This window comes from Aliirhizobium smilacinae (assembly GCF_006335145.1).
In the GTDB taxonomy this organism is placed as follows: Bacteria; Pseudomonadota; Alphaproteobacteria; order Rhizobiales; family Rhizobiaceae; genus Neorhizobium; species Neorhizobium smilacinae.
In genome coordinates this window covers 636,209-655,849 of sequence record NZ_VDMN01000001.1, presented here as the reverse complement: position 1 = coordinate 655,849, position 19,641 = coordinate 636,209, and the positions used below count along the sequence as shown (strand labels likewise).

Sequence of the window (19,641 nt, the reverse complement as noted above, 5' to 3'; positions counted from 1 at the left end):
GCCATCAAATATTCGCACGCTGTCGCACCGAAGGTGTCGCTAGCGCCGTTGTGCTGCACTGTTGCGCAGTTTTTGCCTCATTCCGACATGTGTCCGCTCTCGCGTTTCCATTCCGATCTTGCCGGCTTTTCCAGCGATCGATCGCCCGGCACGCAATGAAGCGGCTGGCAGCGAGATGCCGGCCATATTTCCAACCGTTTGGGCGAGCCTTCCAATGCCGGCGGCAACTCCTCCAGTGATCCCCTGAGCCAGAACCTGGATATTGAAAAGTACGAACGCGCCAGCACAACATAAAAGCAAAAAGGCAGAGACGTCGCTGAGCTGTAACCGTCGTTGACCAGCAGCATTTGTCACCTTCGTCAGTTCTGGATCCATTGCTGAGATTAAGAATGCCGCGACGACGTAGACGAAGAGCGGGATCAAGGCATAGGTCAAAACTTGCTGGAACCATGCTCGCCCCAATCCTCGCGACGGTTCAAACAGCATGCAGGCAATAAAGATCGGAGCGGTCCCGATCAAAACCCACATCATCACCTTGGCCAGGAGTAGGATTGCCAACGCGACCGCGAGAAAAATGGCAACGCAGAAGATAATCAGAAAACCGACCATCGATGGCAGGATGGAAAAATAGCCCGACTGTTCAGCAAAGGCCGAGGCCGCTTCATTCGCCGTTACCCAAATCTGCGAAAGCCCGTTGGTCGGTTCGGTAATGCCGGTGCCCGTCGCCGCTAGGATCGCCCGTCCAACGGCTTCTGGGGTTTTTGAAAGCCAAGCGTAAAACAGGTCATTGAAGTTTTGCCATTCGCGTACCAAAGCAAGGATCACCAACATACGGGTAACGCGCCCAACGATCTCGCCAATGCTAACACGCGCCGTGCCTGTCAAAAGCTGAAGGCCGTAAAACGCCACATAGGCAATCAGCAACACGGTCAGGACCGGCAAGACATGTTGGCCAACAATACCGAACGCTTGCTCGGAAAAGTTGGCGCCGGTCTCTTCCACCCTCTCCAAAAGATCGCCGATAACATCATCCATCGCCAATGATCCCTAGATACCAAGCACTGCATCAATAGCGGACAGTACATTCGAAGGATTCGGGTTGATCGGCGTGAGCGATCCGCAGGCCACCCCATCCTCACGCCCATACGCAGTCGATATGGCCGGCCGCTGACACGGCGCTTTGCGTTCCTTGTAGGTGCTGCCGCACCCCGTAACAGTAAGGGCGGTCACAGCGAAGAAGAGAGTTTTGGATAACATCGGCTCTACTCGCGATGAAATGTCAGCGCCTTCTTCGAATTCGACATGTCGGTTAATCGCCGCTGGTTATCAGCCTGCAACGATGCGACCGCACCGTTCATCACGCCGATCAACTCATTGATCGTCAGTCCCGATTGTACCTGGAGCTGCGTGTTTTGATCGAGAGATCCCTTGATGTCGGTGGCCTGTCCGATCTTTGCACCCGCAGCCTCGAGCGCCGTACGGCGGCTTGTGGTCGCTCGCTGCGCGCCATCAACCAGCGCCTTGATACCCAACACCGTCCGCACCAACTCTTCGTAGGACTTGTCGCTGGCAAAACTACTTCCCGTTTGACCAGAAAGATTTTCCAGAAGCTTCAGTCCGTTCAAAAACGTCGTTGCCGACGTGCCGATATCGCCACTGACATCGCCAAAGTTTACGACTCCACCAGACAGTATTTTATCAAAACCCGGCAGTTGGGAGACGCTGAAGCCGCTGCCGACAGCAAGTTTTTGCATTTCGCTTGCGACATTCGCGCGGTCGCCCGTGACGGCCTTCAACGTCTCTTCGACCGTCTTGAGCACTTCATTGTTGGTTTGAAGGATTTTGTCCGTCGTCTCGGCCGTCTCCTTCGCGACCTTGAGATTGGCCTTGTCGACGACTGGTACCTGCGCCCAAAGTGGCGAGGCAACCGACAGGAAAATCAATGCGGATGAAAAACACGTCCTCATATTCCTAACTCCTCACTGAAGGCTCAACATCACCTGTGTTGGTCCGTCACCCATCAAGGCGGCGCGACAATCGTCTTTCGTCACTGCTGTTTGGCGCTCTTCGTCGACGCAGGCGTCGTCCTGCTGGCCGCTGTCTTCTCTCGGCGCCGAATTCCCCTTGGTCGCCTGTGCCGACCCCGACAAGCCGCTTAAGACCATCGTCTGTTTTGCCTGAATGAGATTTGCCATTGTCGCCCCAAGCACGATCATCCGGTTGATCATCTCGAGATTGGCGTTGCGGCTCAGGGAGTTATGGTCCCAGCTGTCTTGCAGCGTGCCGGGCGACGCAGCACCAAGAACGTTCCAGTATTGCGCGACCTCGCCGCTTCCCTCAGTCGTGGCTTGTGTGCTTGCCATCGAAGAGAGCGTTGCCTGCCGAAAATTCAAATAGGCAGACCCGTCGCCACCCGTTGCGACAGGAACACCTGTTGCGCTCTCGCCGCCAAAGGCTGGGAGCCATCGCTGGGTTATGGAGGCGACATAGCCCTGTGTTTCTCGAAACGGCGGAATGCCGCCGTATTTCTGCACATTGCCAGGTCCGGCATTGTAGGCGGCAAGAGCGAGCTTGGTGTCGCCGCCAAAATTCGCCAACTGTTGTTTCAGATACCGTGCCCCGCCACGCAGATTATCGTCAATGTCGTGCGGATTAACGCCCAGCTCAGCCGCCGTGGCGGGCATCAACTGGGTTAAGCCGATTGCCCCGGCAGGTGAGGTGGCGCAGGCGTTAAATCGGCTCTCCTGATAAATGAGCGCGAGGAACAGTTGCTCATCGACACCCTCTTGCCTGGCAATCTGCCTGGCGCGCGCAAGGATTTGCGGGTTGGCGCTCGCTGCCGATGCCGCGTCACCTGCACGGCCTGGACGGTAATGCGCGCAAGTCACTCCCTTATCGACAGAAAATCGGCGCTCGTCGCTCTCTGCTATACTGCCCGCCGCACTTGAGCGATGGCTGTCCTCGCTCAAAACCGATGCGTCGAGCACAGCAATTTGTGCGCCACCGGTCTCGGGGACGGCGAAGGTCAGCGATGCCAAAGTCCATGTTAAACACCTCCCGATCATAACAAGTTCTCCGAGCCGCAAAATCTGGACAGCCAATTCTTCGGCTCGTCTCCAAACTCTGCCCGCAGAGCGTCAAACTCCTCAAGATTGGCCTTGCGGCCGGACAGGACCTTGATCAGTCCGGGCATGCCCGACAAGTCGAGCTTGGCAATCACAGAATCCGTGCCGTGTTTGATCAGAAATGTTCGTGTCTCCGGCGCCGTCGTCTTGAGAAAGGCGAATTCTTTCGCCGTCAGCCCGAAACTCTCCTTGTAGCTTGCTTCGTCGGCACGCGGATTGGGGAAGTGAATATGGGTGGGCGCTTGTTCAATGAGTGTGCGGGACGCTTTCGCACGCACGATGTCAGCCGCAGACTGCGTGCCGAAACCGACGATCCCGTTAAATCGTCTGATCGTCTTCATCTTGTCGACGATGAACGCGCTGAACGTGTCATCCATCAACAACCGCCAACCTTCGTCCATGAAAAACATCACGGGCGTGCCGTCCAAAAGTGCGTCAAGGCGATGATAGAGATACATCAGGGCCGGCGTTCGCATTGCCTCATTCGACAGGATATGCGTCATGTCGAAGCCAAAAGTGCGATTGCCTTCAAAGGACAACACATCCTCTGCAGCGTTGAATAGCCACGCCTTGTCGCCGTCGATCCAGCTGCGAAGCCGCGCATTGAGGTCATTGGCGTTAGACCGGCTGCCTCCGACCAGAAGCGAGGAAAACTGTGAAAGCGTGCGCGCATGTTTCGGCTCGACCATCAGCCGTAATAACGCGCGCTCCAAACAATCTTCATCTTCCTGACTGAGGTCGTCGCGCCCACCTGGACCGATCATGGTTTTGATCAGCTTCAGTAGGAAACCACGATTTGGCCCATCGTTCTCAATCTGTAGAGGATTAAACCCGGTCGGACGTCCAGGGGTTAAGACCTCATATGTCCCGCCAACTGCACGGATGAAAATCTCGGCTGCTCGGTCCTTGTCGAAAAACACGGCACGTGGGCAGGGTTGGACCCGCATCGCCTGCGCAAGAAGAAAGGAAAGCGCAACGGTCTTGCCTGATCCGGTTGGACCGGTAACCAGAAAATGGCCGACGTCGCGCTGGTGAAAATTAAACCAGTAAGGCGTCTGGGAATTCGTCTCCAGAATGCTGATCGGCGTCTTCCAATGCAGCCCCTCGCTCTGTCCAATTGCGAAATTGTGCATCGACGACAGGCCAGAAAAATTCCCACTCGATAACATCGACTTGCGGGCAACGTAGGAATGATTGCCAGGAAGCTGCGCCCAAAAGGCCGCTTCGAGATTAAGGTCTTCCCGAAGCCAGGTGATGTTTTTGTCTGTCAGGCAGGCACCAAGCTCGCTCACCGACTTGCCGAGACCCTCAAGTTCACGGGCCAGACATAAAAGCGAGAAATGATGGGTGCCAAACACCGCTTCCTGATTGAGAAGACTGTCGAGCGCGAAATCAATATCGTCTTCGACACTGCTGCCTGCCTCGTCTGAGGCGCCAAGTTGCCGTTGCAGCCGGCTAATGCGTTCTTGGGCAATCGGGCGATCGGCAAGTGTAAAGGATTGAGTCAGGACGAACTCCTGATTGACCTTCAAGAGACCGTCCAACATCCCAGGTTCGCTGAAAGGCGGATATTCCTTGATCGATAGGATTGCGCCATACCGATCGCCCGCCTTTGTCGCCGCCTGCGCCATGACGCTGCGCCGGTTAAAATGTAATCGCGCCGTACCGATATAGTTGCGAATGCCCATGCGTGGCAGCCGCATCCGCGAGGGCAGGCCACAGGTCAGGATCGAATTGAAAAACTCGCATGGCTCAGAATAGGGCTTGAGGGGTGCCGGCTTATCGGTTCCTGCGACCGGATCCTCAGTGACGGCTCGATGCGCAATACCAAGTGCCCGGGCACCATATTTGCTCAAGTCCTGGAGAATGCGTTCAATAACTTCCTCAAGGTCGGCAACATCTTGCCCATGTTGCTGATCCGCAGCCCGACCAAATAGCCGTTCCAAAGCTTTTTTAAGGGTCTCGCCGGCACCCAAGACCGTATGGGGACGAGATTGCACAACGGTCAGGTACAGCTCGTTGCTAAACATGCGCTTCTCGCGCAGCCGCGCCATGTAACCGGCATCGAGCATGGCGCAGAACTCGTTGTCAAAGGAACCTTCGAGCGTCGCATCGACCTGGCGGCGAATGAGCGTTGACCAAACTGAATACCGGCTGGACCCAAGTGACCGGATCATTGTGTTCTGTACCGCCGACCGCATATTCAGCTCGGCCTGATCCTCGGTCTGGAAAAACAATCCATTGAGCTTGATCACCCCGACCAATGCACCGCTTTCAAGCCCGATGATGCGATCAGATCGGTGCCGAAGGTAGGGAATGTGACGAGCCATGGGCCGCTCGTGATTGATCCTTTCCCCAAACCCCAATTCACGTTTGACGGAACCCAACATGATCCCACACCTCTTGGATTTTGCTGACACAGTTTAAAGGCCGTACGAGGTTGCACCCCAAAATGCCCGGTTCGGCGTTCCCGGTGTCTGCCGGCAGGCGACCTGCAGGACATCGAGAAACTTGCTGTCAGAGGCCGTGAGCGAAAACAAAAGAAGATAAAGCAGCGGTGAAAGACCCAATGCCGCAAGATGATTGGTCATCAACCAAGCGGTAACCGTTACGCCGATCACGATCACCACCGCCATGTAAGGAACACCCCACAACATCGGCGGCCTCGTCAGGCCGACAATCAGTGGCGTCAGCACAACCTTGTCCTCGCTTTGAGCATCCATCGCCTTCATCCCACCGCTGCAATCATCTCATCGACGATCGTCGGTGCACCAAAGACGAGCCCAATTCCTAAAATCACGCCACCGGCGAAAAACCAGGAGAGGCGGCCCATGAACGCCATAAAGCCGAGGCTGATAACCGCGATGATCGCAAGCAATCGCCCAAATGGCCCGGTGATGAAATCGACGATCATCTGGACGGCGGCTTGCAGCGGTGCAAAAGCGCCGCTTCCAGTCGATTGCGCAAACGCACTTTCGACCATCAGAAGAGATGCGATCGTCGCGCCACCGATGACAGCCCAGTAGTTTGGGCCGGAACCTGCGTTGTTTTTATTGATCTTCATAATCTGTGCTCCTGCTAAAAGTGCATGACACCGCCGGTGAATTTCCCGCCCTTTGAAACAGGCAGGACGCCGGTCTTCGGCGCGCCCTCATCGACGTGGCGAGGCAATCTTCGAAACAGCTTCGTTTTGCCGATCTGAGGCATGCCGAAACCGAGCTGGTAGTTGATGACCTTGGCGACATAGCTCACCGTCTCGGCGAAGGGCGGGATCCCGCCATATTCGTAAATCCGCGCCTCGCCGGCGTTATAGGCCGCAGCAACGATCAGCGGATTGCCGAACTCCTCATGCAAAACGCGAAGATAGTGGGTTCCACCAGCGATATTGGCATGCGGGTCACAGACGTCCGACACGCCGAACCGAGCAGCAGTCGCCGGCATCAGTTGCATCACACCGCGGGCGCCTTTCGGCGAATTGCGTTGTCGGTCAAAGCCGCTCTCGACAAATGCAATCGCCAGCGCCAAATTTTCGTCGATCTTCTGCTCGCGAGCCGTCTCGACGATGAGCTCGGCAATTTCCGTAGAGGAGAGGCCGGATGGGCCACACAGCGGCGGCAACGAAGCCGCTGCAATTGGTAGAGCATCGACGTCTGCCGCGCCGACAGTGCCGTTTGCCCCGACGTCGGCATTTTTTATCATCGCTGCCTGCGCCTGAGCGACGGTTGGTGTAACGGAAATAGTATCTTCAGGTCGCGCACCACGTCGACCGTTTGGTCGCGAAAACTCAGCTTTGTCGAGTTGTACAGCACTCCCAGCACGCCTGATTGGCGCGTAATGGTTCGTCAGTGCTGGCGGCGTCAGGACAAAAGAGGGATCATTGGTGTCCGAATAATGGTGTTTTAAAACATCCGCATATGCCGGCCTTTCCATCATGTTTCCACTGATGAAAACAATTGGAAAACTGACAAAAACGACGGACATGCCGATCGATGGGAAACGGTCTCGCAGCTTCATTAGCCTCTTGCTCCCTGTTGGATAAGCAAATGCCCGAAATGCTGTTGATAACGAATTTTGCTAGTTGTAGAATTTCAAAATACGTATTGGAAATTGTAAGATCTGAGGGGCGATATATCGTGAAAATTGCAATTGCTTTTAGATTTACAGTCGCCACTATCCTGGGATGTGTTTTTCCTGGCAGTGCTTCCTCAGCCGAGCCGCTCGACAAGAACTATGTCCGCAGTCTTGCAGTGCCTGAACACGTCGTATTCGTGATGGAATATCGGCAAGCCGACCAAAGCGTGGCTGATCGCGAGGGGCTGAGATCGAAGGCTGCATTCTCTTCCGTCTCCTCGACTGAATTTGCCGTCGATCAGAAGCGCCATATTCAGCTATACGGCGTCGAGCCTTGCAGCGGCGCTATCACCGTGCGGCGAGAAGGTTATGTCGGGAGCTGCGAAAATTATGCTCGGGCGCAACTGGAAATCCTGCTCAAACATCCAGGTGTGGTATTTTGCCGAGCCTTTATCGATCAGCGTGGCAAATCACGGCAGCAGGCGACCTGCTTTGCATATCACAACTTTCCAGGCCGTCTGAACAGCATCGATATGCTGGAGGAGCAGCTTGTCTCGATCGGTGCGCTTCGCCTGTCCCGCTCTAAAGTCGGCAAGCCATTGCGGCCCGATCTCGAAGAAGCTGAGCAAATCGCCAAGAAGAATGCTTTCGGTCTGTGGGAAGGCTCTGGGGAGAAACCGTAAGAGCTTCCACAACAACGAAATAAGGGCCCAGAGGGCCCTTATTAGAAATTCTATTTGCCGTTTGGATCAGGCAGCAGCGACAGTCTTGCGACGACGCTTCAAGTAAAGAGCCATGCCACCCATTGCAAGCGCGCCAAGGCCAGCGCCCGCTTCAGGACCCGGAACCGGAGTTGCGCCCTGAACGCTGACATTGCCCAACAGCATATCTGCATAATCCGACGACGGGGAAACGTCGAGGAAGGTCAACTTGGTCAGCGCGGAAGTGGCTACAAACGAAAGATAGCCATTCTGGAAGATGTTGGTCAGGTCAGACTTCAGGAAGCCAGCGCCAACACTTGCCTGTGTGCTAGCAATCGCGGCGTTTGTGCCAGCATCCGAAGCGGTCGCCTTCAGGACCTGGGTGCTGGTGCTGCCAAAGCCGGCAAAGTTGAAGGTCAACGTGTACGCCTGACCGACCACAGTGGCGAATGTCTGGAACAGCGAGCCGCCGGTGGCGTTGCCGCCACCGAAAGCAGCATAGCTCGCAACGCCGCTCGAACCCGTAGCACCTGCATTTGTGGTGTAAACTGTGTCATTGGCAGCTTCGACAATGCCGCTTGTCGACCAGCCGGAAAGGCCACCGGTAAACGTCCCGTTTTTAACTCTTTCGTCAGCCGCCGCGCCGTTTGCCAAGCTGGCAAACAACAGAGCTGCAGCGATACCTGCATATTTCAATTTCATCGCTCTATCCTCTTGTGAGCCATGCTTAGCAAATTACTAATAACAGCTTCATGAGCGAAACGCCATAGACCGAAACGAGTGTAGTGGAAAACAAAGTATGCGAAAAAAAGTAATGGTAAATAAGAGTTTTTAACTATTACTGCGTGTTTTGAGGCCTCTTTAAACGAATTTACTTCGCTCAACTGTCTCGTAAGCCACGCGCGGTCATCGGTGATGCGAAGTATCGGGAAAGGTGGTCAATTTGCCGACATTATATCAGATCAAGCACAGTAAAAACCTGCTCTTCGTCCAAGGTTGGTCAAGCTCAGACACATCAGGCTAAGAGAACGTGGAGGAAAGGGCGTTGTCATCGGCAGAAGGCCCTGCCATTTCCATCGACAACACAGCTTTTCTGCGTTGCCCCGACATTACCTTTGGTCCGTGCCGGCCGCTCCTGCACGACATTGGGTCGATTGCCCCCCATCTGTCCTGACACACCATTCTTCGTATCGATATCAAAATTCTGGTTTCCCAACGTTCCAGTGTAGCCACCAGTCGCATTCCGCTGGATCTCAAAATTCTGATAATGCTGCTGCTCTTCTGCCCATGAAGAGCCGGCAATGAAAAACACGGCAAAAACAATCAACGCTCTCATGATCATGCTCCTTCTGCTTCGGCAGGTGATTGTGGCGCAAATCCAGCCCTTGTTTGGTCAACGTTGCTTTAGCTCTGCCCGCTTCCTGTAGAAATTTTGGCTATCCGCCAAAGCCTTCAACTGACACTGTTTCGTACCAACGGCAACGGTGACGATATCACGTGTAGGTGTCGCAAGCTGGATCGGCGCGCTGCGACTATAGGTGCGCCCATGCAGTGATCGCCAATTGACGAACAGGACGCCGCGTTCGATGCCTGACGCATCAAGAAAACTCGCAACCACACAGACCTGATCGTCATCGGCAATGTCCTCGTTTCGAAGCGTGATCCGGGACATGATCGTATTCGACGCTTCATCCGCCTTGAATGCAAATTCATAATATTGCGGGCGTTTCCAGTCCCAGCTGTCTTTCACCAGTGTGCAGAACCCGTCAGCAACACTCAAGCACTTGTCACTCTCGCGTACCCGCCAGACATAGTCCGTCCAGCCGTCGGCGTTTGCGACGGGATTTTGATCACTGGTCAAAAGTCCAATCGCAATGGAGAGTTCTTTGAGGGTCGGCATTCCTCAGTCAATAACCATTAAAAAGTTCAAGGCAAGTGGTCGCCGCTGCACGACTTTCGACCGGCTGTTCTGGTCGGTAGTCTCCTCGCACGGGGCAAATCAAAAAGGAACATCCGTTGGTGCGAGCCGTTGGGTTGAAAACGAGGATGTCCCCATGACAACAATGACATTTGCGCCAATGCTTGCTCTTGCTATTTTCCTGATCTCCGCAATCGGGATTTTCGCCTATATCATCCTTCGACGGGGAAAATTAAAGAACCGAAACCCAAGCCAGGTCGATCCAGACAAACCGACCGCCGAATGGCTGAAGCGCGAATCCGAAAACGCCCATCGGATTGGCGGGCATCCCACGAAGTGATCCAAGCTGGGATGTGCCGATGACATCTCGTTAAGTCAATCGCTGGCATAGTTCCTTTCGGGGGCGCACACGTCTGTCTTTGGCAGCCAGATGACCCAGCAACAGGTCGAAGGTGTCGATGCGCTTCTCAACGATTCGGCTGAATTCAGCGTCAATGACCCGCGTCACATCGCCAACATCCTGGCAACACCAGTCATCGAGACGGGAAACACCTTCCAGCCAATCGTTGAGAACCTGAATTATTCAGAGCAGGGGCTTCGCAACACGTTCCCGAAATACGTCTCGCCTGCCGATGCCAAGGCATATGCTCGCCAGCCCCAGAAGATCGTGCTATCGATCATCTGGCGACACTCCTCGGGCAACCCAAACTCAACGAGGGGCTCAAGCAAACCGTCCCCTGTATGGTGCTCTGCCCACCGCCGGAAACGAACGTAAACAGAATTCCATTTGCCATACCGTTCTTGCATGTCGCGCCACAGGCAACAAACGCGCAGGTCATGCAACATGCCGTTCAGATAGCGCCGACTATTATGGGCAGGGCTGGACTTACGTCTTCTCTCGCTCAGGAGAAAAGGCTCAATGACATGCTCTCATACAACAAGACCCGGCACGGTGGCCGGGCCTTGCCGGCTAAGCATACCCCAAAAAAGGAGTATATGAGTATATTGTGACATAAGGTCAGGGATTCAAGTTACAAATCCTTCATCCAAGGTCTGGTGGCAAAAAAGCGACATGCTCATGCCTCTCTGCAGCACGTTGCGCACGCGCTCAATCACAGCGTGCTGGTTCGTTTTGATACGGGTCTCTGTCTCATCAGTAAGCACCTGTTCGCTTTCGGGCCGACAATCGTTTCCCTCATCCTCCTAGCTCGTGTTCTATTCATATCGGCGGAATGGGCGGTCCGCGGGAGGGGTAATGTTCCCGTTGTGAGGTCGAATCCGTGAAAAACAACACCGATATTGGCCGGCTGCATGAACAACAGGGGACGGTAGCTGCCGCGATGTTGAAAAGCAGGCATGGCCTGATCGCAGTCGGCCTTGCCAGCGCCCTGATCAACCTTCTCTATCTGACCAGCTCGTTGTTTATGTTGCAGGTCTATGATCGGGTCATTCCAAGTCAAAGCATTGCGACGCTTGTCGCATTGGGGCTTCTCGTCGCGGGCCTTTACTTGTTCCAAGCGGCGTTCGAGATCATCCGCAGCAGAATGCTCACCCGTATCGGCGGGATTTTTGACGAAACGATCGCCACATCAGTGTTTGGTGCAGCCGTAAAAGCGCCGATCGCAAGTGGTCGCGCGCATGACGGCCTCACGCTGATGCGTGACTTCGACCGCGTCAGAGCATTTTTATCAAGTACCGGACTGCCTGCCTTTTTCGATCTTCCCTGGCTTCCCTTCTACATCGCCATCTCCTTCCTCTTTCATCCGCTCATCGGGATCGTTGCGATGACGGGCTCTTTTATCCTTCTGCTTTTTGCTTACCTCACCCATGCCAGTGCCCAAAAATCCAGCCCCGTAATTGCCGGCGTGACCATCGAACGCGACAAATTGTTGGGGGCCGCGCATCGAAATTCCGATGTGGTCGAGGCCATGGGAATGCGCGCCGATCTGGCCTCGGCCTGGTCCAGAATTAACGATCGTCATCGGTCCTTGCTTCGCAACAGATCCGACACCGCCAATGCCTATGCGACCGCATCCAAGATATTCCGGATTGCGCTACAGTCATTCGTCCTTGCCGTAGGCGCCGTGCTCGTCATCGAAAACAAGGCATCTGGCGGCATCATAATCGCAGCCTCGATCTTGTTATCGCGCGCACTTGCTCCTGCGGAGCAGGCGATCGCAAACTGGCAAGGCTTCGTTTTGTGCCGCCAGTCACTCGCGCGTCTGCGCCAGACGCTCGCAGATGATGCAGATCATGTGGCCCCCATGGCGCTTCCATTGCCAAAAGCCGCCCTTGTGGTCGAAAACCTGTCGAGCGCACCTCCCGGCCAATCAGGCTCCGTCATCACAAATGTAAGCTTTTCCCTGAAATCCGGTGACGCTCTTGCCGTGATCGGACCAAGCGCTTCCGGGAAGTCGTCGCTTGCCCGGGCACTGACGGGAATTTGGCCGATTGCCCGCGGATCGTTCCGCCTTGATGGCGCGACGCTTGATCGCTGGAGTGAGGCCGAACGGAAAAATATCATCGGTTATCTTCCCCAGGACATTGAGCTGTTTGACGGCACCATTGCGCAAAACGTTGCTAGGTTTCGTGCCGATGCTGATGCGGGCGCAATTGTCGAAGCGGCAAAAATCGCCGATGTCCATGAGCTGATCCTCAGATTGCCCGACGGATACGAGAGCGAAATCGGTCCTGGCGGCTCGATGTTGTCGGCCGGTCAGCGGCAAAGGATCGCATTGGCAAGGGCCGTGTTTGGAAATCCGTTTCTCGTTGTGCTCGACGAGCCCAATTCCAATCTCGATGCCGATGGTGAGATAGCTCTCACCAAAACAATCCTCTCCATACGCAATAGCGGCGCGATTGCCATCATCATCGCGCATCGCCCCAGTGCATTAACAGGTGTCGATCAGGTCCTACTGATGGTTGAGGGCCGTGTCGCTGCCTTTGGCGCGAAATCAGACGTGCTTCCCAAAATCCTGCGCAAAAACCAGCAGGGTGAGCTTCGATCTTCACCCTTGGCAGTCGTCGGCGAAGCGGGGGAATAGCAATGTCCGATCAGCCATCTCAACATTCGCTTCGACGCCACGTCATCTTCTTCGCGTCTCTGGCAACCATCTTCCTTGCGAGCGTCGGCGGATGGGCCGCGACCACAAAACTCTCCAACGCCATTATCGGCGACGCAATCGTGATCATGAATGACAATGCCAAATCCATCCAACACCTCAATGGCGGCATCGTGTCGGAACTTCTGGTCAGGGAAGGCGACCATGTGCGTGCCGGAGATGTGCTTGTCCGTCTCGACGGCACCGCGCTCAAGGCATCACTTTCCGTCTTAGACACGACATTCACCCAGCTTGCCGTAAGACGTATTCGCCTTGAAGCAGAGCAGCAGGGCAGGTCCGATCTCGATCTCGGACGGCTCTCAAGCGAAGACATCGACATCAAACGCAATAGAACGATTGTCGATGGGGAATATCAGCTGTTTTTGACCCGCAAGTCATCACTTGCCGGGATGAAAAACCAACTGGAAGAACGCAAGTCCCAGCTTCGAGAAGAAACCACAGGCAATACCCTGCAGATAACAGCAATCGATGACGCGATGCATTTAATCGAGGAAGAACTCAGCGCCATCAGCGCGCTTTACGAAAAGCAGATCGTTACGATGCAGCGCGTCAATGCGCTTAAACGTCAAAAGATCGAGCTCGTCGGCAACCGCGGCGAAAGGATTGCGGCACGCGCCCAGGCCGAGGGCAAGATCGCCGAGCTCAATCTTCAGATCTTGCAGCTCGATGAGGATCGCCGCACCAAAAATGCCACAGACCTCACCGAACTTGAAGCAAACATCACCGAAATCGAGCAGCGCAGGTTGGCTCTTTTGGATCAGCTTCAAAGGCTGGATCTCCGCGCACCGCTTTCCGGACGCATCTACCAGCTTTCTATTCACACCGTCGGCGGTGTCGCCAATCCAAGGGAGCCGCTCATGCTTCTGGCCCCAGATGATCAAAATCTCACCGTGGAAGCAAAAATCGCACCGCGCGACATTGATCAACTTCACCCGGGGCAGGGTGTCGCGATCCTGTTCAGTGCCTTCGATCAAAGGACGACCCCACAGATCGACGGCAAAGTCGTGTCGATATCACCCGATGTCGTTGTCGATCAACGTAACGGCAATTCCTATTACCCCGTCCGGATCGAGCCGAGTACAGGAAGTCTTGCCCAGCTAAGCCGGCTCTCCCTTTATCCGGGAATGCCGGCAGAAGTGTTCATCAAAATCAAAGATCGCTCGGTCATCTCATATTTCTCCAAGCCTCTTACCGATCAATTGGCCCATACATTCCGCCAGGAATGATGTGAAACCGAGGAACATGCGCCAGTGATCACACCCTCAGCCGATGATCCGCATCGCGGAAATCTGCTGCTTTTTCCAGACATGCCATCCTCGGTTTTCCCCTGTGGTCAACGCGCTCGGTCTGTCAGTTGACGATTGTCATTTTACCTTCGACGTCGTCTGATGCAGATCTGGCAGTTGGCAATGGGAAAGCCCTTCCATGGACAGCAAGTTGCAAAAGCATGTCGAGGAAAAATCTCTCGTCGAGGTGTTTGATCCTGTAAGCGGTAAAGCTGTGTTCCGGCGCCCCGGATATGAAGGAATCATTGCGTTAAACGAACTCGAAGAACGAATCGGCGACGCCTTGAGGCAGGCGCGTGAGGGCAATGAACTGATCCATGCCGATGTCGCCAAATTGCTGGGTTTGCATCCTCAGGTCTACGGACGTTATGAACGGGGCGAAAGTAGGCTCACCGTCACGCGTCTGATCCAGCTCAGCGAGCTCCTTGAATTCTCACCGCTGGATGTCATCTTGGCCGCCGCACCGCATAAATTCGGCAGCTCGAAAGAGACGTCGGCTCAGCGATGCGAGTTGATCAGGACAATTGAAGCCCTCCCGGATGACATCATAAAAGCGCTGTTATCTGTGATAAATGCGATGGCGCGCCCAAACCCTTCGACGTCACGATAGCGCGCCTTCAAACTCTATCTCTTGTCGGCGTGAACCGCATTGAGCGTATCCAGCATTGCAATAAACCGTGGCCGCAATGGTTTTGGCAGCCGCAAAAATGTGTCGACCAGACGTCGCCCTTCCTCTGAGGCGACAAAATCAAGATGCGTGTCAAGCTGACGTCCCAATGGCGTTTGGCGACTGTGGCCCGGATCTGGAAGCGTCGCGAAAAAATAGCCCATAGGCACGTCCAGAACCGCTGAAATCCGATAAAGCGCCGACGTCGATACCCGGTTTGATCCGCGTTCGTATTTCTGGATCTGTTGAAAAGAAACCCCAATTCCCTCACCAAGAGCAGTCTGCGACAAGCGCAACTGCTTGCGGCGCGAAAAAATCCGCCGACCAACCTCCCAGTCAACAGGATCCGGCAAGTCCTGGTCGCGGTCCGCAATTTTCGTCGCATCAAGCCGGGGTGATGAAGTTCGTGCCATTCCAACCTCTCGCGGCCAGGATCGTACCTGACGGATCAAAGCCGGAATGTTGGAAAGCTGTTGGTACAGCCCTTGTGGCTTTTAGCTGATAAGCCTCTTGTATGGCCACAAGCATCCCGACCGTGGATTGCACACGATCGCTCGAAAAGCAGATCTTCACCAAGGGGTTTCCACGCCCCAAGACACAAAGAGTCCTATCTGAGTAAGTATCACATAAATCCAGGATTGCAAATCTATTTGCCGAAACCTCAGGTTAGGAAAAGGGGCTGCATCGAGATTTTGACGATTGTTTTTCTGCCTTGTCCATGGCTCGGGCCATTCCACCTTGAGACAAGAAGCGGGATTGCGAGGCTCAGATCGCAAGAGATCATGCCTCAACCGCTTTTGCCGACCACTCTGCCATCAACTTGCCGGCTTTTACCTGTCAGCCTCCCATATGAGGATCCAAGTCGTCATTATCGTGTTTCAGGTCAGCCTGCTCCTGTGGGGCGGTAGCTTCCTTATAACACGGGACCTCTACCGCTTTGGCCAGGAAGCCGGCGTCATGCCCAATCTTCACCTGAAGCAACATTTTGACGGCTTGCTCTGAAAGAGGTCTGCAAGCAGCTTTGCCAAATATCGAAAATGACCGGATCACGTGTTCGCCGGTTCATTCGACAGACGCCAGGTGAAATATGAGGGCTCCCCGCGGCTGAGGTGGCCTACTTTATCGGTCATCAAACTGGCGGACCTTACCAGCCCAACTCATCTCGAAGCGGTAACACCAAAGTTCGGTCTATTTTGAAGCGAGGAGCCTTAAAAAGCATTCGTAACGACAAACTTACCCTGTCGAGAGGCTTGGGGAAAAAGGGAAACCGGCTCGTAAAAAGGAGCCCTACAGCCCGGTCAAGTCGGGCGATTGCGCCGAGACAGTCGCGATGCCGTTCGGCCCCGCAAGCTCCCTCCATCATGGCAACGACGCTAAGTATTGCCGCGGCTTCTGGTCTGGTTTCCGGCCGAGGGCACGGATTGTGGTGTCGCTAGAGGCTGCGTCTCGCCAAGATTGAGGCGAGTGTCGTTATCACGGGTCGCTGAGGCATCGGTCACGCGCGCGGACGATCGCCCAAGAGATCTCGCAGCCACGAACTCCGGCAAATGTTACGAGCGTCGAATCATAACGCAACCATCGCGATGTCGCCCAGCTCTTCCCCTCATCATCCTCACGGTCTTGGACCGCCAGCTATCGGAAACGTGTCCCTGTCGCACAAAATCCACAGGGCGATTGCTCCAAAAGAAAGCATAATCCCCATTTGATACACACTTTCGAATGAGCCGTTAAGCTCTTGTTCGCCATAGTTTTTTGTTGCATCTTAACCATTGGCAACGGGCGGCGCATTGTCTCGCCATGACGAAGCGATTTCGAAACTATCTTTTGGTTTTAGCTATTTCCCTGACGATCTGGGCTGCAATCCTTGGCGCCATCATCTGGCTGTTTTACCAGATCTGAGATGGCTCTACAGGCCGGATGACCCTGAGGCATAACCTCTGACCTCAAAATGAGGTCCTGTCGCATTGCCTGACGCTGATCCCGGTTCGCTGAACCGGCAAACCAGAAAGCTAAGAGCAATCCCACGTACAGGATAAAACAGGGACGGGACCGACCATCTCCCGTTGGAACAACCTGTGCAACTGGCCAAAGTTTACTCCATGCTGACGCGGTATGTTTTATCGGCCCGAACGACGCCTCGCGCCGGGGAAAGTTGCACAGCCGCAGCCTCGAGTACCTGTGAGAGTTCGATTACCGTCTCGACGGCGAAAACAGCTCCAATCACATTGTTCTTTTCGTCCTTGAAGTGAACGAAAACGTCGCCGTCACGCCCAATCGATACGTCAGCACCGGTAATGCGAAATGGACCATGGAATACCTTTGGCATTTATCTCTCCCCCCGGATGAATGCCAAATATCATGGACCGTGGTTGGAATGCCGTCAAATAGATATGCTGTGATTTCTGAAGTAAAAAGCGAGTTTGAAAGTATTGTTCGTAACAAGGTATTTAATCTGTACGGGCTGCGTAGGGTCGTGATTTCAGCCAGTCCTGCTAGGGTCCCGACCAATCGACAAACGCATTTGGAACTGCTGATTGCAGCACCAAATTTGTCTTACCTGTGCAAAAAAAAGCCCCGTTTCCGGGGCTTGTCGATCTTGGATTGGTCCAGAACCTAGGCAGCCAGTGCCTTTTCGTCGCGACGGCGCTTTGCCAGATAGGCAACGCCGAGCATTGCAAGCGCACCAAGACCTGCACCGGCTTCCGGGCCAGGAACTGCGGTGACTGAATTGGCGCTCAGTGTCGCAGCAGTCTTGCCGCCGAAAGAGGTGATATCCCAGGAGACCTTGTAGGTTCCCGCGTCAAGCCAGAACTCGCCAGTCGATTTCGTTGCGTCTGCGGTGGTGAATTTAAAGATCGACGCCAGCGGGGTGGTTGCGCTTCCCTTGAAGATATCTGCACCAACAGTCGCAAGCGACGTCCCGGACAGAAGGTCAATCCCGAGAGAAAACGAGTAGTTTCCGGCCGTCGAGATGACTAGCGACGTAATCGTATTATAGATCCCGCCGGGCGTGCCGTGATAGGCACCGGCCGTGACATTCGTGCTGACCGTTTGCGCCGCAAGTGACGGCGTGGAAAAAGAAAGTGCCGCTATAGCGGCGAGATAGGCAAACTTCATCGATTAACCCCAAATTTTGAGCTATGCTTAGCGAAGCGTAAATACGCACAATACAAGAAAAAGTCGATAGTCGGCGAGAATGAAAACCTGCGCTTAGTAAATATCGGATAATTGAGCTTGGAAGATTGTCAGCGTGCTGGTCCAGGCGCGAAGTATTGCATGAGATGATCTCTTCGATCGAAAAGTGGAGTCACCTGAAGCGGAGGCCGTTGATGTCTACGAGCCGTGGTGATTTTTGGTTACCGCAGGCGCGGGTGTCCAGTCTGCAGGTTTAAGCGTCTGGCAACTGAGCGAAGGCGATCTGGCAATCGCAACTCAGCAAAAAGAAAAGCGTGATTGCCGGCGACGGCCCGGCCATCTCCGTTTTGCCTCGAACACGGGCGACGGGGTGTGTTGGCAACCCTGCGCCATCCATGAGGGCGTAATTTGCCTCGTCCAGTTCATGGTAACCGCGCAGGTGGATTGAACTCGCAGCAACTACCGCTGTGGACTTTGATTTGATCAAAAAAAATGTAATCATTTTTTGCTAGGAGGATGTGATGCAAGAAGGTCAAGAGACTGCGACACGGAAGTATTTCTTCATGTCGCTGATCGCAGTCCGGAAAATGACCGTTTATTGTGAGAGAAAATATAGTGTCGGAAGCGATCGTTTCTTCAAGATTGATATCTCGTGCCTGGGGTTCCCTGACGGAATATGAATTATCCTATCGTCGCCCAGATGGTGACATCGGCAAAATGTCCAGGGAGGTTTACGATCGTGGGCATGCTGCAGCGGTTCTACTTTGCCATATTGACCGGCCGACCGTAGTTCTGGTCAGGCAGTTCAGGCCACCGCCACTGATAAATGGCGATAATCCCTATCTCCTTGAAGCCTGTGCCGGTGTCCTTGAGGGCGATACGCCTGAAGAGTGTATACGGCGCGAGGCAATTGAGGAGGCTGGGATCGTCGTCCGTGATCTGAGAAAGATAGTGAGTGCGTATTGTAATCCGGCGGCGCTAACTGAAGTGGTCACGCTGTTTATTGGCACATTCGATGATGAAAGCCGAACCGCTGGAGGTGGTTTGGCCCACGAGGGCGAAGACATCGAAGTTGTTGAGCTGCCTTTTGAGACGGCATTTTCGATGATTGGAACCGGCGAAATCGTAGATATGAAAACCATCATTCTTCTGCAGGCCTTGCATATCGAGCTGCTGACCGGTGGTGCCAAATTGTGAAGAGATAGATGGCCTGGACAGACCATGGCTGTGTCGTGGCCAACATGAAGTCGCAGGGGCAGGTCCTCACCAATTGGCTTGTCGATGTCGGCGAATGACGGCCACTCTTCGCGACGTTCACACCGTCGCGTTCGGTGGAGGGGATACGACGCCCGCGCCGTCCCGGAATAACTCTCTGAAATAATGAACTTCGAGCCCTTCAGCGGGAAATCTTGCGGCAGCAGCGCCCACTGGCAGTCCGACTGTAGCAGATATTGGTTGCTTCAGTCGCCGCCCGAAGTAAGGGCGACCGCCTATGGTCCCGCCGCAGATGCTGCAGTGTTGAAGGTTCGACCAAGCCCCATTCACGAGAGCTCAGATTTCTCTGGCTTGAAATCATGGGGGCGAGGTTCGGCAAGGTTAAACCATCGCCGTTCGCA

20 protein-coding genes and 1 pseudogene are annotated in these 19,641 nt (G+C 54.5%); 7 read left to right on the top strand and 14 right to left on the bottom strand.

From position 1 onward, the window contains the following. Nucleotides 1–39: 39 nt before the first annotated feature. The 7 genes from FHP24_RS03250 to FHP24_RS03220 all read right to left on the bottom strand — a co-directional run bounded on the left by FHP24_RS03250 (nt 40) and on the right by FHP24_RS03220 (nt 7,106). Entirely contained in the window at nt 40–1,035 is a 996-nt protein-coding gene (locus FHP24_RS03250) for a type IV secretion system protein (RefSeq protein ID WP_139672777.1), read from the bottom strand. Nucleotides 1,036–1,262: 227 nt separating this feature from the next. Next, nucleotides 1,263–1,967 carry a type IV secretion system protein gene (locus tag FHP24_RS03245; protein WP_139672774.1) on the bottom strand — a complete coding sequence of 235 codons (705 nt, stop codon included), beginning with the start codon at nt 1,965–1,967 and terminating at the stop codon, nt 1,263–1,265. 12 nt (nt 1,968–1,979) lie between these two features. Continuing rightward, entirely contained in the window at nt 1,980–3,038 is a 1,059-nt protein-coding gene (locus tag FHP24_RS03240) for a lytic transglycosylase domain-containing protein (protein ID WP_246091583.1), read from the bottom strand. Nucleotides 3,039–3,061: 23 nt separating this feature from the next. After that, nucleotides 3,062–5,515, bottom strand: a complete 2,454-nt coding sequence (locus tag FHP24_RS03235) for a VirB4 family type IV secretion/conjugal transfer ATPase (protein ID WP_139672771.1) — start codon at nt 5,513–5,515, stop codon at nt 3,062–3,064. 33 nt (nt 5,516–5,548) lie between these two features. Beyond that, nucleotides 5,549–5,848 (bottom strand): VirB3 family type IV secretion system protein, encoded by a 300-nt coding sequence (locus FHP24_RS03230; protein ID WP_139672768.1) that lies wholly within the window; start codon nt 5,846–5,848, stop codon nt 5,549–5,551. 5 nt (nt 5,849–5,853) lie between these two features. Then, nucleotides 5,854–6,189, bottom strand: a complete 336-nt coding sequence (locus FHP24_RS03225) for a TrbC/VirB2 family protein (protein WP_139672766.1) — start codon at nt 6,187–6,189, stop codon at nt 5,854–5,856. Nucleotides 6,190–6,203: 14 nt separating this feature from the next. Continuing rightward, a complete protein-coding gene (locus FHP24_RS03220) occupies nt 6,204–7,106 on the bottom strand; it encodes a lytic transglycosylase domain-containing protein (RefSeq protein WP_246091582.1) in 903 nt (300 codons plus the stop codon). A 62-nt stretch (nt 7,107–7,168) separates the two neighbouring features. Here FHP24_RS03220 and FHP24_RS03215 point away from each other — a divergent pair, with 62 nt between their 5' ends. Beyond that, complete coding sequence (locus tag FHP24_RS03215; RefSeq protein WP_246091581.1) at nt 7,169–7,879, top strand: hypothetical protein; 711 nt, start codon at nt 7,169–7,171, stop codon at nt 7,877–7,879. A 66-nt stretch (nt 7,880–7,945) separates the two neighbouring features. Here the strand turns inward: FHP24_RS03215 and FHP24_RS03210 are convergent, their stop codons facing one another. The 3 genes from FHP24_RS03210 to FHP24_RS03200 all read right to left on the bottom strand — a co-directional run bounded on the left by FHP24_RS03210 (nt 7,946) and on the right by FHP24_RS03200 (nt 9,797). Then, on the bottom strand, nt 7,946–8,599 hold the full coding sequence (locus FHP24_RS03210) for a hypothetical protein (RefSeq protein WP_139672763.1): 654 nt from the start codon (nt 8,597–8,599) through the stop codon (nt 7,946–7,948). 346 nt (nt 8,600–8,945) lie between these two features. Then, on the bottom strand, nt 8,946–9,233 hold the full coding sequence (locus FHP24_RS03205) for a hypothetical protein (protein WP_139672760.1): 288 nt from the start codon (nt 9,231–9,233) through the stop codon (nt 8,946–8,948). A gap of 57 nt (nt 9,234–9,290) precedes the next feature. Continuing rightward, a complete protein-coding gene (locus FHP24_RS03200) occupies nt 9,291–9,797 on the bottom strand; it encodes a hypothetical protein (protein WP_139672756.1) in 507 nt (168 codons plus the stop codon). On the opposite strand from FHP24_RS03200, the gene FHP24_RS03195 reads away from it, so the two are divergent. Further along, entirely contained in the window at nt 9,784–10,155 is a 372-nt protein-coding gene (locus tag FHP24_RS03195; RefSeq protein WP_139672753.1) for a hypothetical protein, read from the top strand. The two genes, FHP24_RS03200 and FHP24_RS03195, sit on opposite strands and share 14 nt — an antisense overlap. A 90-nt stretch (nt 10,156–10,245) precedes the next feature. Further along, nucleotides 10,246–10,590, top strand: a complete 345-nt coding sequence (locus FHP24_RS28975) for a hypothetical protein (protein ID WP_246091580.1) — start codon at nt 10,246–10,248, stop codon at nt 10,588–10,590. Between the two features lie 23 nt (nt 10,591–10,613). Here the strand turns inward: FHP24_RS28975 and FHP24_RS28970 are convergent. Next, nucleotides 10,614–10,721: pseudogene (locus FHP24_RS28970) on the bottom strand (IS5 family transposase); the annotation flags it as partial. 434 nt (nt 10,722–11,155) lie between these two features. Between FHP24_RS28970 and FHP24_RS03185 the strand changes: the two are divergent. From FHP24_RS03185 to FHP24_RS03175, 3 genes are all read left to right on the top strand, one after another. Continuing rightward, on the top strand, nt 11,156–12,859 hold the full coding sequence (locus FHP24_RS03185; RefSeq protein ID WP_139676090.1) for a type I secretion system permease/ATPase: 1,704 nt from the start codon (nt 11,156–11,158) through the stop codon (nt 12,857–12,859). Between the two features lie 2 nt (nt 12,860–12,861). Next, entirely contained in the window at nt 12,862–14,163 is a 1,302-nt protein-coding gene (locus FHP24_RS03180; protein ID WP_139672750.1) for an HlyD family type I secretion periplasmic adaptor subunit, read from the top strand. Between the two features lie 199 nt (nt 14,164–14,362). Further along, the gene (locus tag FHP24_RS03175; RefSeq protein ID WP_139672747.1) at nt 14,363–14,833 is read left to right on the top strand and encodes a helix-turn-helix domain-containing protein; all 471 of its coding nucleotides are present in this window, start codon (nt 14,363–14,365) and stop codon (nt 14,831–14,833) included. 14 nt (nt 14,834–14,847) lie between these two features. On the opposite strand, the gene FHP24_RS03170 is transcribed toward FHP24_RS03175, so the two are convergent. From FHP24_RS03170 to FHP24_RS03160, 3 genes are all read right to left on the bottom strand, one after another. Further along, complete coding sequence (locus FHP24_RS03170) at nt 14,848–15,303, bottom strand: helix-turn-helix domain-containing protein (RefSeq protein ID WP_139672743.1); 456 nt, start codon at nt 15,301–15,303, stop codon at nt 14,848–14,850. A gap of 1,679 nt (nt 15,304–16,982) precedes the next feature. Further along, nucleotides 16,983–17,216, bottom strand: coding sequence for a hypothetical protein (locus FHP24_RS03165; protein ID WP_139672740.1), 234 nt, complete (start codon nt 17,214–17,216; stop codon nt 16,983–16,985). Nucleotides 17,217–17,503: 287 nt separating this feature from the next. Further along, the gene (locus FHP24_RS03160; RefSeq protein WP_139672737.1) at nt 17,504–18,007 is read right to left on the bottom strand and encodes a hypothetical protein; all 504 of its coding nucleotides are present in this window, start codon (nt 18,005–18,007) and stop codon (nt 17,504–17,506) included. A gap of 633 nt (nt 18,008–18,640) precedes the next feature. Between FHP24_RS03160 and FHP24_RS03155 the strand changes: the two genes are divergently transcribed. Next, nucleotides 18,641–19,222: an NUDIX domain-containing protein gene (locus FHP24_RS03155; RefSeq protein WP_180355869.1), complete on the top strand. Its 582-nt coding sequence runs from the start codon at nt 18,641–18,643 to the stop codon at nt 19,220–19,222. Nucleotides 19,223–19,641: the final 419 nt, after the last annotated feature.

What these genes read in the sequence shown, in the direction of transcription:
- FHP24_RS03250 (WP_139672777.1), bottom strand. Translation starts at nt 1,035, where the DNA reads ATGGATGATGTTATCGGCGATCTTTTGGAGAGGGTGGAAGAGACCGGC.
- FHP24_RS03175 (WP_139672747.1), top strand. Translation starts at nt 14,363, where the DNA reads ATGGACAGCAAGTTGCAAAAGCATGTCGAGGAAAAATCTCTCGTCGAG.
- FHP24_RS03185 (WP_139676090.1), top strand. Translation starts at nt 11,156, where the DNA reads ATGTTGAAAAGCAGGCATGGCCTGATCGCAGTCGGCCTTGCCAGCGCC.
- FHP24_RS03220 (WP_246091582.1), bottom strand. Translation starts at nt 7,106, where the DNA reads ATGTCCGTCGTTTTTGTCAGTTTTCCAATTGTTTTCATCAGTGGAAAC.
- FHP24_RS03230 (WP_139672768.1), bottom strand. Translation starts at nt 5,848, where the DNA reads ATGGATGCTCAAAGCGAGGACAAGGTTGTGCTGACGCCACTGATTGTC.
- FHP24_RS03170 (WP_139672743.1), bottom strand. Translation starts at nt 15,303, where the DNA reads ATGGCACGAACTTCATCACCCCGGCTTGATGCGACGAAAATTGCGGAC.
- FHP24_RS03235 (WP_139672771.1), bottom strand. Translation starts at nt 5,515, where the DNA reads ATGTTGGGTTCCGTCAAACGTGAATTGGGGTTTGGGGAAAGGATCAAT.
- FHP24_RS03215 (WP_246091581.1), top strand. Translation starts at nt 7,169, where the DNA reads ATGCCCGAAATGCTGTTGATAACGAATTTTGCTAGTTGTAGAATTTCA.
- FHP24_RS03200 (WP_139672756.1), bottom strand. Translation starts at nt 9,797, where the DNA reads ATGCCGACCCTCAAAGAACTCTCCATTGCGATTGGACTTTTGACCAGT.
- FHP24_RS03180 (WP_139672750.1), top strand. Translation starts at nt 12,862, where the DNA reads ATGTCCGATCAGCCATCTCAACATTCGCTTCGACGCCACGTCATCTTC.
- FHP24_RS03205 (WP_139672760.1), bottom strand. Translation starts at nt 9,233, where the DNA reads ATGAGAGCGTTGATTGTTTTTGCCGTGTTTTTCATTGCCGGCTCTTCA.
- FHP24_RS03165 (WP_139672740.1), bottom strand. Translation starts at nt 17,216, where the DNA reads ATGCCAAAGGTATTCCATGGTCCATTTCGCATTACCGGTGCTGACGTA.
- FHP24_RS28975 (WP_246091580.1), top strand. Translation starts at nt 10,246, where the DNA reads ATGACCCAGCAACAGGTCGAAGGTGTCGATGCGCTTCTCAACGATTCG.
- FHP24_RS03160 (WP_139672737.1), bottom strand. Translation starts at nt 18,007, where the DNA reads ATGAAGTTTGCCTATCTCGCCGCTATAGCGGCACTTTCTTTTTCCACG.
- FHP24_RS03210 (WP_139672763.1), bottom strand. Translation starts at nt 8,599, where the DNA reads ATGAAATTGAAATATGCAGGTATCGCTGCAGCTCTGTTGTTTGCCAGC.
- FHP24_RS03245 (WP_139672774.1), bottom strand. Translation starts at nt 1,967, where the DNA reads ATGAGGACGTGTTTTTCATCCGCATTGATTTTCCTGTCGGTTGCCTCG.
- FHP24_RS03225 (WP_139672766.1), bottom strand. Translation starts at nt 6,189, where the DNA reads ATGAAGATCAATAAAAACAACGCAGGTTCCGGCCCAAACTACTGGGCT.